Genomic DNA, 14261 nt, shown 5'->3' with positions numbered 1-14261 from the left:
CGTTTCCTCTCCGCGCCCTTATGTTGGGCGTAGCGAACACCCCCCTGGCCTTTCGCTGCCTTTATATAGCGGATCGCGTCCTGGACGGTGTTGAATTTCTCGGCGTCCTCATCCGGAATCTCGACACCGAATTCATCCTCGATCGCCATGACCAGCTCGACGACGTCGAGGCTATCCACTCCAAAATCATCGATGAAATTTGCTTGAGGCGTCACCTTGTCAGGATAGACGCCCAAATGTTCAACGGTGATTTTCTGTACCTGTTCGCCGATGTCGCTCATCGCCCCGTCCCGCCCGAAATGGCCACCTCCACACAGGAACGGGGCAGGCCTTCTTCGTCCCCATCCTGGCCCTATACCCGGTATATTGAGCGAAGAATCGGCTCGCTCACAAGCAATTCGCGAAGTTAAGCGAAACTCAAACGCTTGCCCCGTAAAAGCTGCGGTGAGCATCACCGGAGCGGTATGACATGAGTCAAAGTCTCAGGGCGTTCGTTCTTGCCGCCACACTTGGGCTGCCGCTCTGGTCCGCCACATCCTGGGTAGGTACGCGCCCGGAACCCTGGGACAATCCGCTCTTCTGGTCGGTGGCCTATCCAATCTCGCTTCTCGCGTCTCTTGGCCTGGGCATCCTGTTTCCCGACCGGCCATGGCGCTGGGCGGCAGTCCTGATCTTTGCACAATTGCCCATCGTGCTGCTTTCCGGCTCCGACCTTAGTCTCCTCCCGCTGGGCCTCGTCGGGCTCGCCGGCCTGACCGTGCCGGCGGCGTTTGTTGCGACGATCGGCGCCGGAGGGCGCCGCTGGATCGCGAGGTGATCAGACTTCAAGCGCGCCACGCCGATATCAATCCATCAAATCACCTGACGTAGCCGAGATGCGAGCAACTCACCGCGCTTCTTCAAGATCGGATAGGCTGACGCCTCGATCAAGTGGCCGTTCACTCGCTTCAAATCCCGCAGAGCATCAAGATGCAGCGCGCTCGTCTCGATCGTATCGATGTTTCCAGACCGCAGACGCTGGAAATGAGCGGCTATAGCTTCGTCCTCCAGACGACGAAAAGCTTCCTTTTCGGACGCAAGCGCCCTTGCGCCGATGGGATCGCCGCTCAAGAACACTGCGGTCGAGCGCCGAAGCGTTGCGTGAAGTTTGTCCGCCTGAGCAAGCAGATCAGCGATGCCCTCCCGGGAAAATGCCACACCGCGCTTTATTCGTCGCTGTGTCATGTTCAGAAGTCCGCGATCGATGAGGTCGCCCGCCTGTTCGAGATTGATCGAGAAGGTCAATATCCTCGCCAGGGTGTCGCTCTCTTCCTCGTTTAGCCGCTCGGCCTCGATCGCCAGGAGGTTCTCCTTGATCGCGCGGTTGAGGCGATCGAGCCTGTCGTCGAGCGCGCGCGTCTCCTCGACCCGGCGCCGATCAGGCTGCGCAAGCACAGCGCGCAGCCCCGCGATCATTTCCTCGAGCACATCTGCCAGGCGAAGGGCTTCGCGAGTGGCTGCCGCCAACGCCATCGCAGGAGCCGTCTCGGCGGTGATCGGCTCAAGAAAGCGTGGAGCATCCGGCGCATCGTCAATCTGCGCGGAGGGAAAGAGGCGCTCAAGCAAGCGGGCATAGGGGGTGAGCAGCGGAAATAGGATGAGCGCCAACGCGAGGTTGAAGCCGACATGGAAGTTCGCGATTGCGCGCGCCGGCGCGCTCTCCACACCGGTCATCAGTGGGGTTACAAAGGGATAGACGGCGAGAATGAGCAGAACGCCGCCCAGCCGGCCGATCAGCTTCCCTATCGTAAGCCGACGTGCAGCGGCATCGGCGGTGGAACCTTCCAAAACCGGATTGATCGCGGTGCCCGCGTTTGCGCCGAGAGCCAGGGCGATACCCGCGGCAACACTCAGAACGCCGCTTGCCGCGAATGATATTGCCAAGAGGACAATCGCCACGCTCGAGTGGGCGGCCCACGCCAACAGTGCGCCGATCAACACGATGAACACGATGTGCTCGGAGAGCACCTGCAGGGAGGTCCGTGCGAATTCGTTCCTTGCCAAGAGATCCAGAACCGACAGGAATTGGTGAAGCGAAAGCAGGATCAAGCCGAGACCGATGAGGACCCGCCCGAAATCTCGTGGACCGGCCCGACCTCTCCGAAACAGCAGATATCCTGCGAGCACCAGGATTGGCGCCACCAACGCGACGTCGAACGAGAGGATTTGTACGATCAGTGTCGTGCCGACGTTCGCCCCCAGCATGACCGCGAGACCCTGACGCAGCGAGATCAGTCCGCTGGAGGCGAAGCCCTTAACCATGAGCGCCGTCGCCGTGCTACTTTGAAGCAGCGCGGTCACACCTAGGCCTGCGAAGAACGCGGTCGCCCGGTTCTGCATCCTATGACCGAGGAACGCCCGGAGCTGAGGACCGAGCGCCCGCTGAATACCTGTCTGGACCATATGCACGCCCCAGAGCAGGAGCGCGACGAGGCCTCCCAGATCGAGTAGGGTCAACGTGATGCTCGTCGCTTGTTCTCCTTGGCTAGATCAGCCCCGCCCTTTCAGACTTGGTCTCCCGATTTCCCGTGGTCCACTCGAATTCGCAGGATCGTTCAATTACCGCGGTCGATGGCGGCCATATCAGGTTCCAGCAAATGGGTGGCGCAGTTACGGCAATCGCTGCTCCCGAAACCCGCCGCCGACGGCTGCCATACCTGGACCGAAGCAGTGAATGGCTCAACGTGCATTCGCTGGCGCCCTCGACAAAAAACGCCAGAACAATATCGGCCGTGATCGTCAGGCTATCGATGTGCCAATGAACCGCCTTCTCCGCGCAGAGATGAGGTCCGATCCGCGCACGAATGCCGCCGGGCCCCCGCGCGCTCCCGACATAGCCATACCATCCGGGCTCGAAGCGATGCCGCAGGCCGGGCCTCTCAAATTCCAGCGATCGGGAAAGATGGACAAGCAGGACATAGGAACCACCGGCACTCGGCGCACGATCACTGGATTGCCGATCGAACGGCCCGGCCCCGCCAAGTGCGCGGCGCATATGCTCCAGGAACGCTGGGGGTGCGGATCGGCCGAGCATCCCCAGGGTCTATCACAAGTGGTTGCGATCGGTGTCCAAATCGCTGATCTCAATTGGAATGAGAATCGCAATTTCGCCGAACTTGGGCGCGCAAATGACGAATTTCGATATCGAGCGACTGCCGGACGAGATTTCCCGCGAACTACTCACTCTGCGATCGGCTCTGCTGGAAGAATTCGAGGAAGCGATGCGGGGCAAGCAAGCTTCCCATCGCAAGGCTGGTCGTATTCTGAAGCTGATCGTCCATGCTCCCCGCTCAACGGCCGAAGGCGATGGCTTTGCAGCATCCGAGAGCATCGATGTTCTTGTGATCGTGAATCACCGCGAGCTGGCGGACAAGGATCAGCACTGGAGGCATGCGCTCGCGCGGCTCCGCCGCGATCGCGAGCGGGGTGTCCTACCCCGCGAGATCCGACTCGATGTGCATTGCCTGCAGGACGTGAACCGGGCCCTGGTGTCCGGTCTGCCATACCTCGCCTCGATCGTGCGGCGCGGAATCGTGCTGTACGAGCTCGATCGAACGCCGTTGGCGACGCCGCGTAATCTTCCATCGGATGAGCGCTGCTGGCGCGGCCGTGCGGAATTTGAGCGGTGGTATCCAAGAGCGGAAGATTTTCTGTCCGGCGCGTCGTTCTATCGCGACGAGGGGAATATGCGCATGGCGGCCCTTCTGCTCCACCAGGCATGCGAGCATCTCTACCAATGTGTCTTCTGGACGGTGATGCTGCACGGTCGACGAACCCATAGCCTGGATGAGCTGCGCGGGTTGGCGGAAGGACTCGATGAACGGCTTCGGTCAGTCTGGCCACGAACGAGCCGGTTCGAGCGGCGCTGCTTCGCACAGGTTCGACGCGCTTACGTCGAAGCCCGCTATGAGCCGTCCTTCCCGATCACAGCTCGCGAAATAGGGTGGATGATGGAACGCGTCGCCATGCTGTACAGGCGGGTGGGCAACTTTTGTCGCGGGCACCTCTCGGGCCTTCAGGCATCCTCGGTGGTGAGCGATTGAGTAGGCAGGATCCCTCAGACGATGGCGGCATCAATTATCGCATCCCGGTTCGGTGAGAAAGACTGGCGCGGCACACGGCGCGGCACATTTGTGCCGCGCATTTTCGATGATCCCGGATGCGCTTTCACTCGCCAATGTCATTCCTGTCAGCGGGCTCGGAAGTCGGTGGGGCGTTCCGAAGCGCTTCGACGATCTCGGCGATTTCCTCCGGCGACGCGGTAGGCAGGGACATCACCTTCGGGCGCTCGACGAAAATGTAGGCCTTCCCAGTCTCCGGATTGACCCGGATCTGCGCCTCATCAGGTGCCGGCTTGCGGAGGCTCGTGAAGTTTTTTCCTGCCATTATAATCCCCTAATGAACGCGATGCGCGCGTTGTGCGAAGACTAAGGGCTCTTCAGCAGCAGGTCCACGAGCGCGTGGTCGCGGAACCGGCCGGGCCTTCCACCCTACTTCCCGAGAACCTTGTTCAGCAGCCGCCCGCGGCGCCGAGCGGGTTGGCGCGCAGGCGCCCCTCCTCCGCGCCGATATATTTGAAGATGCAGCTGAGGGGCCTGATCCGTGACGGAGCTCCCGAGCCGATCTCGCGTGATGCCGGCGATGCGGAGCAGGCTCGAGCTGCGAGACAACCGGTCGAGCTGCGTGAATGCACCCGTGTCCCCCAGCGCGCTATCGATTAGCGGCCGCAACGTTGTCTTGAGCTCGTCGCCGGCACTGTGCTGAAGATATCGGGTGGCGCCATCATTCTGGGTCGCGATCCCGGGCACGTCGGACAAACTGAGGCGGTCGATCGCCGAGCGGAAGATCGGCTTTCCGGCCCGTGGCGCACTTCCGGCGGCATCGTTGAGCTTGCGAACCAGATTGTCCGTCAAGTCAAGTTACTGCCCGACATCGAGCGCCGAGCCGAGGCCCCTGCCAAGCGGCCTACCGATGAGTGGCACCCCTGACCTCATTCTTGGCGCTACGCTCGATCGTCATCCTTGCATATCTAAATCTAGAATTTAGTTTTGCACGGATAGGGTGGTCCATCCTCGATGGCAAATTGGTACGGTCAGTCAGTTTTGCGCGGAGGTTGGACTCGGAAGATAACGGGAGTCCGGTTGCGAAGGTGGAGAATTTTTATCGCGTTACTCAACCTTCTGCTGCCCACGTTGGCTTTGGTTAGGCCGACCCTAATGCCGAGATTAGTTCCCGCGACCTTTCGCAGAACCTGAGGCGCTTTAGCGAGAGCGCCTTAGCGCATCAACGCTTCCACGGGCGCCTTTCATAGTGCTAACCTGTAGCCGCGATGAGCACCCCCGGCGAAGGAAAAGAGCCCATCAATTATAAACTTTAAGCTTTATCCAGTTTGAGAGCGATAAGCTTATAGATTTATATTTTGTACCATGGTATCAATCTGTGGGTAGATATGGATGTGTAAAGATAAAGCCCTGACTTTATGAAATCGGAAATTCGCACCAGAGCCAGAGATCGGCTGGATGAGAAGCTCGGCGCCATCAGACCGCTCGAGCACTTCACTGTCCCTCCGAAGGGGTGGATCAGAGCCATCCGCGATGCCATTGGTATGACCGGCGCGCAGCTTGGCCGACGGCTGGGCATGACCGCGCAGGGTATCGTCAGTCTCGAACGATCCGAAGCGCACGGCAAAATTCAGCTCAGTACATTGCGCCGCGCTGCCGAGGCGATGGATTGCGTCCTCGTCTACGCGCTGCTCCCAAAGACCAGCTTGAATGAGATGGTCGAACTGCGCGCTCGCGAGCTTGCGTTCCGGGCAATCAGGCGCGTGTCGCATTCGATGGCCCTGGAAGATCAGCGCGTCGACCGAGACCTCGAAGCTCGCGTCCAGACCTATATCGAGACGGCGCTGCGCGATCGCGACCTGTGGGAGTCCGCGTGACCGATCTGTTCGCGCAGCCAGATGATGCGACACCACTCGACGCGGAAGAGTGCGAGGGGCTTCTCCAGACGTGGATCACGACCCGCGCTGACCTGAATGAGGCTGAGCAGGCTAATATCGACGCGGCAGTTGCATGGACGGTGCGCCGTCGTGACACCGAGATTCTGACGGAGGGCTTCGTGTTCGAACTGCACAAGCGCATGTTCGGCGATGTCTGGTCATGGGCGGGCACAACGCGGAAGACCGGCAAGAACATCGGGGTCGATCCGCGGCAGATTCATCTTCGGTTGGGCGGGCTGCTACGCGACGCCCGCTACTGGATAGAACAGAAGGCCTTCGCGCCGGATGAAATCGCCGCGCGGCTACATCACGGCCTCGTCGCCATCCATCCATTCCCCAATGGCAATGGTCGACATGCCAGGCTGTTCGCTGACCTGCAGATCGAAGAATTAGGTCAGCCGGCCTTCACCTGGGGCGGCGGCACCTTGCGCGATATCGGCACGCTTCGCGCCGAATACATCGCGGCCCTCCGCGCGGCTGACTCCCACGACATGGCGCCGCTTCTTGCCTTCGCGAGAAACTGACGGCCGACGCGCCCGTGACCCAACAATGCTCTCTTCGAGAGCGCAGGTCGTCGATATGACGGGTACTGAGCCCCTTCCCGCTGGTCCATCCTGTACGATCCCAATCCTTGACGAAGCGCTTTTCGTACGACGCCTCTCCTGGAAACGAAGCGCGCTTACTGCTGGCGGATCCCGAAATGAGCGCCGTTCCTTGCGGTGCTGCTAAAGCTGTTAAACACCTCGTCCTTGCCAGGTCGCCGCGAAACCGGTAAATTCCACGGCATGGTATGGATCGCACGACCAGATGCGGATACGCTGCGCCGGACCGAAGCATCGGGATTCCCGGTCCACCTCGTTGTGGAAGAAGACATTCCGGCGATAGAAATCATCACCGACGAAAATGGGGTGCCCACTAAGGGCGGCCTAATAGGGTATGCTTTGGCCTATACGCTGATGATCGGATTTATAGGCTACTTCTTCTACTTCATTCCTTGATTATTGCCTGAGCTTTGGATCTCGGAAGAAGTCATGATCTAATCCCTGATTGACTTCGCCCTGCAGGTCGACGTTCCCCTGCACACGTTGGCCTCTCATCGATTGAGCTGCGGCGCGGGCGTCATCTGTCTCGGCTTTGCCGGCTGAAATAATTCTTCCAGCGGCGCCAGGATCACCGCCTCCTGGTCCAGCCGGAAGCCGAGACAGGCCATGCGGGTGATAGCGTCTTTCGACATCTGCTGCGCTGCCGATTGTCGGTGCATGGACATCGACCAGATCGGGCGCGTGTAGCAGGCTTTGAATTTCGCCACGAATGGCGGCGTGCCTATCCTGCATCCAGCGGGCGATCATGCCCTCACGGACTTGTCGCTGCTGAGGCGTGAGGTCAGTTGCCCATAGCTCCGGTGCGTTTAGACCCGGGTTCGCGGCTTGCTGTGCACGATACCAGTTGGCCAACTCCTGGCTCAGATTCTGGCTCATCTGCATGCCGTGCGTTTCGGCATAGCTCGCCTCGCGCGAGAGCTGTTGCGAGAGCTCCTCAAGCTTCCGCGCAGATTCAGAATAAGAATCCGCAAGCGCAAGCGCATCTTCCGTGCTCATCGATGACGAAGACATTCTCGAGGCGCGACTGAACGAACCACCGCGAGAATAGGTGCCATCAGACACCGAGGCACCCGTTCCGTTCGCATGATCGTCCCGGAAGCCGCTGGAAGAGGTATTGCCGCTGTCGCTGCTTCTGGTGTCGTTGGTTTCATAACGCATTTGGTCATTTTGAGTGCCGGATTTTGATACCATCAGGCCCGCCCCGGGCGAGGCGATACGACCGCCACGCTGACCACCGCCTTGACCGACCTGACCACCACCTCTTCCGCCACCAATTCCTGCGCTAATTGTTCCCGACACCACATCTGAGGTTTCGGCTTGTTGGCCGTGGCTTCTGGAAGCTCGCTCATTCTGAGCTATGGTCGAGCGTTCCTCAAGGCCCTCCGATGTAGTCCCGGTTCTCCGGTCAAACCGCTCGATCGACGTGTTAGCCTGACTCCCGCTGCCCGAGTCCCAACCAGATGCCCGTTCGGTTGAAGTTCCATAGGCGCTTCGGTTGGTGTGGGTCGCCGTTCGAATTTCGTTGGCAAGATTTTCCACTCCGACAGCCTGGCGATGTGCCTCGCTGGCCTGTTCGCGCGTCTCATTGAAGAACGAGGTGTTGAGATTGGGCGACACATCGAGCCGAGACATGGCCTGGGACATGTCGAACACGTCGTGTCCGTCGCCGAAGCCCGTGATCATGGTGCCGTTGTCCTGGCGGAAGCCCACGCTGGGCGCTCCGCTTACGTAACTTGCTGCCGTCGTCCACTGATCCGCCTGCCGCATGTTCGACGTCGAGTTCGCCCAGCTCACATTTCCATAGGAATAGTTGCCCGTGGTCTGCTCGAGCGCCGCGGCCTCCGCCGCATTCTGAGCGGGCGCTAGCATCGACATGGACTGTCCCGCGATTGACATTGCGCCGCGCGCGAGACCGGCAGCAAGGAACGGCACGCTCATCAGCATGAAGCCGGCGATGGTCGCCGTCTCGCCATTGACCGCCCCGATGCCGGCATAACTGCCAAGCGTCACCCCTCCCCCAGCCACACCGTTCGCCGCTGACTCCGCCCTCGTCATGCAGATCATGTGCAGGATCACGTAGAGAGGGCCCCAAGCTGCCAGGTAGAAGAAGCCCATGGCATAGCCCTTGAGCGTCCCGACACCGGTCTGCGGCATAAGGAACAGCGGAAAGATGACCGGGAACATCGCGAAGAAGACAACAGTCAACACGATGTTGAGGATCGGCACCCAGGCCATCGCCTGCTGCGCGATCGAATTGTACGTGTTGCGGGCCTGGATGTCGGCACGGGTCTGCGCAAACGTGTCGATGGCGGCAGCGCCGCTGCCGCCCGCCATGCTGTTTCGCGCCTGCATGAAGGCATTGATCGCCGTGTTCTGCCGCATGGTCTCGGTGAAGTTGCTCGCCGAGCCGGTGAAAGCGGCGTTCACGACCGGAACGTCATGCTTGAGCTTGTCGGCAGCCAGCGCGTTGCTGAGCTTGGGATAGACCTCCTTTCCCCAGAGCGGCGCGTTCGCCTCGATCATCGGCGTCCATTGCGCGTCGAGCGCCTGATAGGCTTGGCGGCAGGTGATGATGAAATTCTGGACGGTGCCGTCGCCCTGCCGCTCAAGCCATTCCTGCGACCGCGCTTCCGAGCCCGGACCGATCGCTGCCCACAGATCGGGCGCCTTGGCGAGGTTGGTCAGCGATTTCTGATAGAGCATCACGTCGCCGAAGACGCAGTTTTTGAAGTGGCTTTCGAGGTTGGTCGAAAACTCCGCGTCCCGAACGACGAAATTGCGCGTCGCGTCGAACAGGCGCGCACCATACACCATGCCGTTGGTCGAGTAGTTCAGCTCGCTCGGCATAACAAACACGGTCTCGGCCGTGCGGGTGAGCCAGTCGCCGACCTGGGTGGTAAAGCTCGCCAACACGCCGAGACCCATCGGCACATTGTCGATCGTCGCCGGCGCGAGGCTCGGGTTGATCCGATCGGTCACCTTGATGCTGACCGTGGGCACCATCAGGCAAAGGTAAATGGCCGTCGCCTGCAAGAACCAGTTCATCCACGCCTTGTAGTTGAGCGTGAAGGCGACAACGAGCAGCGAGTAGATCAGGCCCATCACCATCACCACCCGCAGGAGCGAGCGATAGCCCCCTCCGCCTGACCAGGCCGCGACGGCATTGAACACGTTTACGAGATATTCGCCGCCCCCGACCGTGAAGACCTCCAGCATCGCCGCGCTCCCGCCCTAGTTCAGCCCCTGCGCATTCAGCCCGCGCGAGAAATTGAGCGCGGAGGCCATGCCCGGCGTCATCGAATTCTGCAGCGTGGATTCCAGCATGATGCTGCGGTTGATGATCTGCATCGTCACCTGCAGCTTGTTGTTCAGTCGGACGTCACGCTGGCTGAACTTCGCGCGCGTGGCCGCGATCTGTTGTTTCCACTGCGTCGCGGTTTCCTGGTCGAAGGTCTGATAGTGGACCTTCGCCTGCTCGACCCGGTCCAGCATATTGTCGAGCATAGCGGACAAGAGATCGACCGCGACGATCTCCGACAGCGTCTGGATCTCGCCGTCCGTCAGCGCATAATGCGCATAGGCCTGCACCGCCAGGATCTTGTAGATCGGCACGGTCGCCAGATTCAGGAGCTGCTTCTCGGCGGCGTTGAGCGGCGTGTCGGAGCGGATCTTATCGCTCATCGACTTGATCATCGTCGCGATGCGCGGGCGCAACGCCGAGGACGCAGGAACCGACAGCGTCTGCTCGCCGACGTCGTAGCAATTCTCGTCATTGCATTTTAGCATCTTGACCGGCGGTGCGTCCGCCGTCCCATCGAGCAGCGCGGTCACCACCGCCTCCTCCGCCGGTCCGAACATCACGACCTTGCCGCCGACGCTGGGATCGGTCGAAGGCGTGGTCACGACCGTACCGACCAGCGTCATGACATATTCCGAGAAGGACTGGTCGAACGCGCCGAACTTGGCCGATTTCCTGAGCGCCTCCCAGGTGTAATTGTGCGGCTCACCGACCAGCTGATCCTTCATCGACGCGTCGGTATTGCCCGCGATGGTGGAATCGCGCCGGTTGCCGTTATTGCAGCCCTGGCGGGAGGCGGCCCAATCGGAAAACACGCCCTGGCTGTTGCCGACGGCTTCGCAGATCGTCGCCCGCGTCGAATCCATCTGCGGCCAGATGCCGCCGACCAGCGCCTGCGCGGTCTCGCAGCTCGAGATATTCATCTGGTTGAGGAGCTGCGCTTTCTGGCTGAACTCATCCATCACCTTCCCAATCTCCGGCGATACGGAATCGATCGCGAGCTTGAACGCAAAGCCCAGCGCATTGTTGGCCGTCGCCTTCAGCATCGCGACGATCTCGGAGGCGTTGATGAACGAGAAACTGCCGCTGAAGAGGTCGATACCGCCACAGCCAGCCCGCGCGCTCGGTAGCTGAAGGTTGAACGGCTGCACGCTTTTCTGGGGGAAGCGGGTCCAGACGTTCCCGAGCGAATAGTAACCAGCCGATTGACCCTGATAGGCAGAGGGGCCGGTGACATTGGCCGCGCCGCCCGCGTCCGAGAAGAAGTTGTTCATCTCGGACGCGACATCGGCGCGCGCCACGCCGACGATCGCGAAATTGAGCGCGGCGACCATCGCCATGGAGGCGCCCGCTGAGCGGAAGAAGCGGCGCGCGCGCCCTTTGCTACGATGCTGTGCCATCAGTAATCGCTCCCCACCTTGGTGTTCGTGAGCGTGAAGATCCGGTCCATGATCTCATCCGCGCTGAGAATGCCGTAGCCGATCGGAATCGTGCGCTTCGTCACGGTATCGAACAGGACGAGCGCCGGCGTTTCGTTGCCGGGCACACCCATCCGGGCGCGCTGCCCGGAGTCGACGACATAATTCGGGAATTCCCGGCTCGGACCGCCGTCCATCGACACCGCCATCACCGCCATGCGATGGCTGTCGGTCACCGAGCGCAGGATCGGCGCGAACAGCTCGCAGGCGCCGCAGCTCTGGGCGTAGAAATAGAACAGCCCGTAACGCTGACCCAGATTGGTGAGGACCGCGTCACGATCGGCCTTCCGGTTATCGAGCCAGGCGCGCTTGCCGACCGTCGAGACCGGCCTTTGCAGCGTGTAGTCGATGTCGGGATTCTGCCACAGCGCGCGCTGCCAGACATCGGAGAAGGTCGATGCCCGGTCGAGCTGCTCGCGCTGGAAGCGGACATAGGCGATGACATTCTCCTCCGACGGTTCAAGGATCGCCTTCGCCTTCAGTTCGTCGAGATGCTTGGTGATCGTCGCCATGCGGTCGACAGCGCTCTGCTGTGGCGGTGCTGCCGGCGCTTCCCGCGGGACGGCCTTCGGCTTGTCGCAATAGAACCATTGGCCGAGTTTTCGCTCGCCGCAGTAGAAGTCGTCAGGCCGGCTCTGCTCGATGGTATCGGACGGCGGCGGCGCGTTCTGCGCCATGAGCGGCGCCGCCAGGCCAACGCCCACGGCGACCAGCGTCGAAAGCCTAGCGATTATCGACATCGCTCATCGTCCTTTCATCGGCTGAGGCAGAATGCGCGGAAGGGTATGTGGGCGGCGGGCTTGCTGTCCCGCCGTCCCCGCCTACGAGGTGGACGCAGCAGTCAGCCACGCTGACAGGGGGCGTGCCGCAGCGGTGGGGCTGCGGTGCCGGCGAGGTTTGCATCGCGAGCGATGCAAGAAGGGCGGGCAGCTCGATGATGAAGAACGGCATGGTCCTATGTCCTTGGGCTAGTCCTGCGGCTCCGCGGCAACGAGAGGGGTCCTGCCCATCTCACTTGCCGTGAAGGTCGTAATAGTTCTGAATCTTCTGCTGGATGTCGGTCATGGTCTGGACCTCATCGGGCAGCTTGGCGGCATCCATGAAGTCCGCGTAGACCTCAGTGAAATCCATCACCGACAGGTCGAGGCGGGAAAATTCGTCGATCGTGAACCCGAGGCACTGCTCTTTCTTGGCGGTGCCCCAGGCCTTGCCTAGTTGCGGACGGCCCTGCTCCTGGAGCACGCGGCTGAGCTTGCTTTCGAAACAGCAATAGGCGGTGCGGCGCGTGCTGCAGATTCCGAGGAAGCTCGACGAGCAATAGGTGCCGAGATTGTGGCAGAGGCCCATGCGGTCCTTGATGTCGAGCTGCATCTCGGACTGCGAACAGGCGAACAATGTCAGGAACGGCGTCGCCAGCGCGGCGATCGCGGCGGGACCACCCGCCAGCGCCGCCGCCCCCGCGCCGACGGTAAGGAGACCAGAGGTCTTGCCAGCACAGCAGTTGATGAGCCCGAAGACGGGCTTGTGGCAGGTTTCGCGACTGCCCTTGAAGACGGTGAAATTATTCTCGTCGAACTCCTTGCCCGCCTGGTCGATCGAATGGAGCGCGACCAGCGCATCCTTCAACTCGGTGGAGGCTTCCCGAACGATCGGCTCGCAGTCGCCGTTGATGCAATAGACGTCGTCGCCGCAGATATATTGCGGCGTATCGCTCGGGCCGCCTGACGGCGTCGGGCATTTGTAGACCCGGTTCTCGACCTTGCAGGGACCCCCGTCGGGTTCCTCGTCCAGGCATTCGGTCCGAAGGTACGTGCAGCTGCCGTTTGCCTCGAGGTCGCCGCAGTCGTTGGCCGATGAAATGCGATGACACTGATAGGTGCGCTCCCATGCCCAGCAGGGCTGGGTGACGGGAACGCCATTGACGATCCTGGTCACCGGATCGCTGGAAGTGCAGACCTCGGTCTCGAGCGTGCAGTTCGCGTCAGCAGCGTTCGCGGCACACAGGCCTTCGTTGCGCGTCACCACCGGCACCGCCGGCTCGTCCTGCTTGGTCAGCCAATAGTTGCCGGTCGAGAGCACATAGCCTGGATGGTATTCGCCCGGCGTGATCCCCTGGGCCTCCGCCGTACATTTGACCTCCACGGCAGTATGGCCAAGGCTCTTGCAGTTGGGCGCCGCTGTGTACCCATAGGCGCTCATATTGTCGCAATAGTCGATGACCCGGCTTTCCCAGCAAACGCCCGATGCGATCTCGTCGTCGAACGCGGCGCGCGCGGGATAAGGGCCACCATCGGTCGGCAGGAAGCTCAACCGGCCCGTATAATAGGTGTAGACTGTCCGCGGCTCGGCACGAACATCGAGGGTGACGTTGCAGGTTCGCGCCTCCGTCGTGACCTTGCTGCCGGCGTTGCAGCTCGCCTCGTAGTATCCCGCGCTGCCGGTCGCGGGCGGCAGGGGCACGCACGTCCCTTTGGTTCCCCCCATCGACTCGCCGGCGAGATAGGTCGATGGGTCATTTTCCACCGAAGTCGCGCGGGCCGTCGTCGAGAGGATCTCGGAATTGCTGAAGGTCGCTCGGGTGCGATCGGCGTCGGTCGTGATGCGATATTGCTCGTTCGACGACTTGGCCGACTGGGCCGCCGCTTCCAGCCTCTCCGGATCGTCGAAATAGGAACCCTCCGGCAGGTTCGTGCCCGAATAGCCCGGCACCGCGGCCGCCTGTGCATCGTTCGACGGCACCAGCGTGGAGTCGTTCCGCTTCTCGGTGCCGAGCGCCTTGCCTTGCTGCCGTGCCTCATCGAGCGTCATCTGCCCGAATGCCGGCGATCCCATCGCCAGTGCGGTGA

Annotated in this window: 13 protein-coding genes and 1 pseudogene; 5 read left to right on the top strand and 9 right to left on the bottom strand. The window is 61.4% G+C overall.

Going from position 1 to position 14261, the window contains the following annotated elements:
- Positions 1 to 47: 47 nt before the first annotated feature.
- Positions 48 to 281 (bottom strand): annotated as a pseudogene (locus ACM61V_RS18440) (acyl carrier protein); the annotation flags it as partial.
- Positions 282 to 469: 188 nt separating this feature from the next.
- On the opposite strand from ACM61V_RS18440, the gene ACM61V_RS18435 reads away from it, so the two are divergent.
- Positions 470 to 817 (top strand): hypothetical protein, encoded by a 348-nt coding sequence (locus tag ACM61V_RS18435; RefSeq protein WP_107394472.1) that lies wholly within the window; start codon positions 470 to 472, stop codon positions 815 to 817.
- A 35-nt stretch (positions 818 to 852) separates the two neighbouring features.
- Here the strand turns inward: ACM61V_RS18435 and ACM61V_RS18430 are convergent, their stop codons facing one another.
- Both ACM61V_RS18430 and ACM61V_RS18425 read right to left on the bottom strand, forming a co-directional pair.
- Complete coding sequence (locus ACM61V_RS18430; protein WP_419714397.1) at positions 853 to 2496, bottom strand: Na/Pi cotransporter family protein; 1644 nt, start codon at positions 2494 to 2496, stop codon at positions 853 to 855.
- A 28-nt stretch (positions 2497 to 2524) separates the two neighbouring features.
- Positions 2525 to 3034: a DUF123 domain-containing protein gene (locus ACM61V_RS18425; RefSeq protein WP_170112581.1), complete on the bottom strand. Its 510-nt coding sequence runs from the start codon at positions 3032 to 3034 to the stop codon at positions 2525 to 2527.
- A 133-nt stretch (positions 3035 to 3167) separates the two neighbouring features.
- On the opposite strand from ACM61V_RS18425, the gene ACM61V_RS18420 reads away from it, so the two are divergent.
- Positions 3168 to 4082 carry a HEPN domain-containing protein gene (locus tag ACM61V_RS18420; protein WP_170112582.1) on the top strand — a complete coding sequence of 305 codons (915 nt, stop codon included), beginning with the start codon at positions 3168 to 3170 and terminating at the stop codon, positions 4080 to 4082.
- Between the two features lie 124 nt (positions 4083 to 4206).
- Here ACM61V_RS18420 and ACM61V_RS18415 read toward each other — a convergent pair whose 3' ends face one another.
- A complete protein-coding gene (locus tag ACM61V_RS18415; RefSeq protein ID WP_107394476.1) occupies positions 4207 to 4425 on the bottom strand; it encodes a hypothetical protein in 219 nt (72 codons plus the stop codon).
- Between the two features lie 104 nt (positions 4426 to 4529).
- Positions 4530 to 4952: a DUF4197 family protein gene (locus tag ACM61V_RS18410; RefSeq protein ID WP_107394477.1), complete on the bottom strand. Its 423-nt coding sequence runs from the start codon at positions 4950 to 4952 to the stop codon at positions 4530 to 4532.
- Between the two features lie 566 nt (positions 4953 to 5518).
- Here ACM61V_RS18410 and ACM61V_RS18405 point away from each other — a divergent pair.
- The 3 genes from ACM61V_RS18405 to ACM61V_RS18395 all read left to right on the top strand — a co-directional run bounded on the left by ACM61V_RS18405 (position 5519) and on the right by ACM61V_RS18395 (position 7035).
- Complete coding sequence (locus ACM61V_RS18405; protein ID WP_107394478.1) at positions 5519 to 5977, top strand: mobile mystery protein A; 459 nt, start codon at positions 5519 to 5521, stop codon at positions 5975 to 5977.
- Complete coding sequence (locus ACM61V_RS18400; RefSeq protein WP_107394488.1) at positions 5974 to 6561, top strand: mobile mystery protein B; 588 nt, start codon at positions 5974 to 5976, stop codon at positions 6559 to 6561. The genes ACM61V_RS18405 and ACM61V_RS18400 overlap by 4 nt, the downstream gene beginning before the upstream one ends.
- Positions 6562 to 6756: 195 nt before the next feature.
- Positions 6757 to 7035 (top strand): hypothetical protein, encoded by a 279-nt coding sequence (locus ACM61V_RS18395; protein WP_245896712.1) that lies wholly within the window; start codon positions 6757 to 6759, stop codon positions 7033 to 7035.
- On the opposite strand, the gene ACM61V_RS18390 is transcribed toward ACM61V_RS18395, so the two are convergent.
- The 4 genes from ACM61V_RS18390 to ACM61V_RS18375 form a co-directional block, all read right to left on the bottom strand.
- The gene (locus ACM61V_RS18390; RefSeq protein WP_419714396.1) at positions 7036 to 9855 is read right to left on the bottom strand and encodes a conjugal transfer protein TraG N-terminal domain-containing protein; all 2820 of its coding nucleotides are present in this window, start codon (positions 9853 to 9855) and stop codon (positions 7036 to 7038) included. It abuts the gene before it with no gap.
- Positions 9856 to 9870: 15 nt separating this feature from the next.
- Entirely contained in the window at positions 9871 to 11271 is a 1401-nt protein-coding gene (locus tag ACM61V_RS18385) for a conjugal transfer protein TraH (protein ID WP_026149935.1), read from the bottom strand.
- Positions 11272 to 11336: 65 nt separating this feature from the next.
- A complete protein-coding gene (locus ACM61V_RS18380) occupies positions 11337 to 12155 on the bottom strand; it encodes a conjugal transfer protein TraF (RefSeq protein ID WP_211314409.1) in 819 nt (272 codons plus the stop codon).
- A gap of 271 nt (positions 12156 to 12426) precedes the next feature.
- The gene (locus ACM61V_RS18375; RefSeq protein ID WP_107395422.1) at positions 12427 to 14247 is read right to left on the bottom strand and encodes a conjugal transfer protein TraN; all 1821 of its coding nucleotides are present in this window, start codon (positions 14245 to 14247) and stop codon (positions 12427 to 12429) included.
- Positions 14248 to 14261 lie beyond the last annotated feature (14 nt).

The sequence above is a fragment of the Sphingomonas sp. TX0543 genome (genome assembly GCF_048565505.1).
Lineage (GTDB): Bacteria > Pseudomonadota > Alphaproteobacteria > Sphingomonadales > Sphingomonadaceae > Sphingomonas.
Note: the sequence above shows the minus strand (reverse complement) of the source record. Positions and strands in the feature narration are given on the sequence as shown.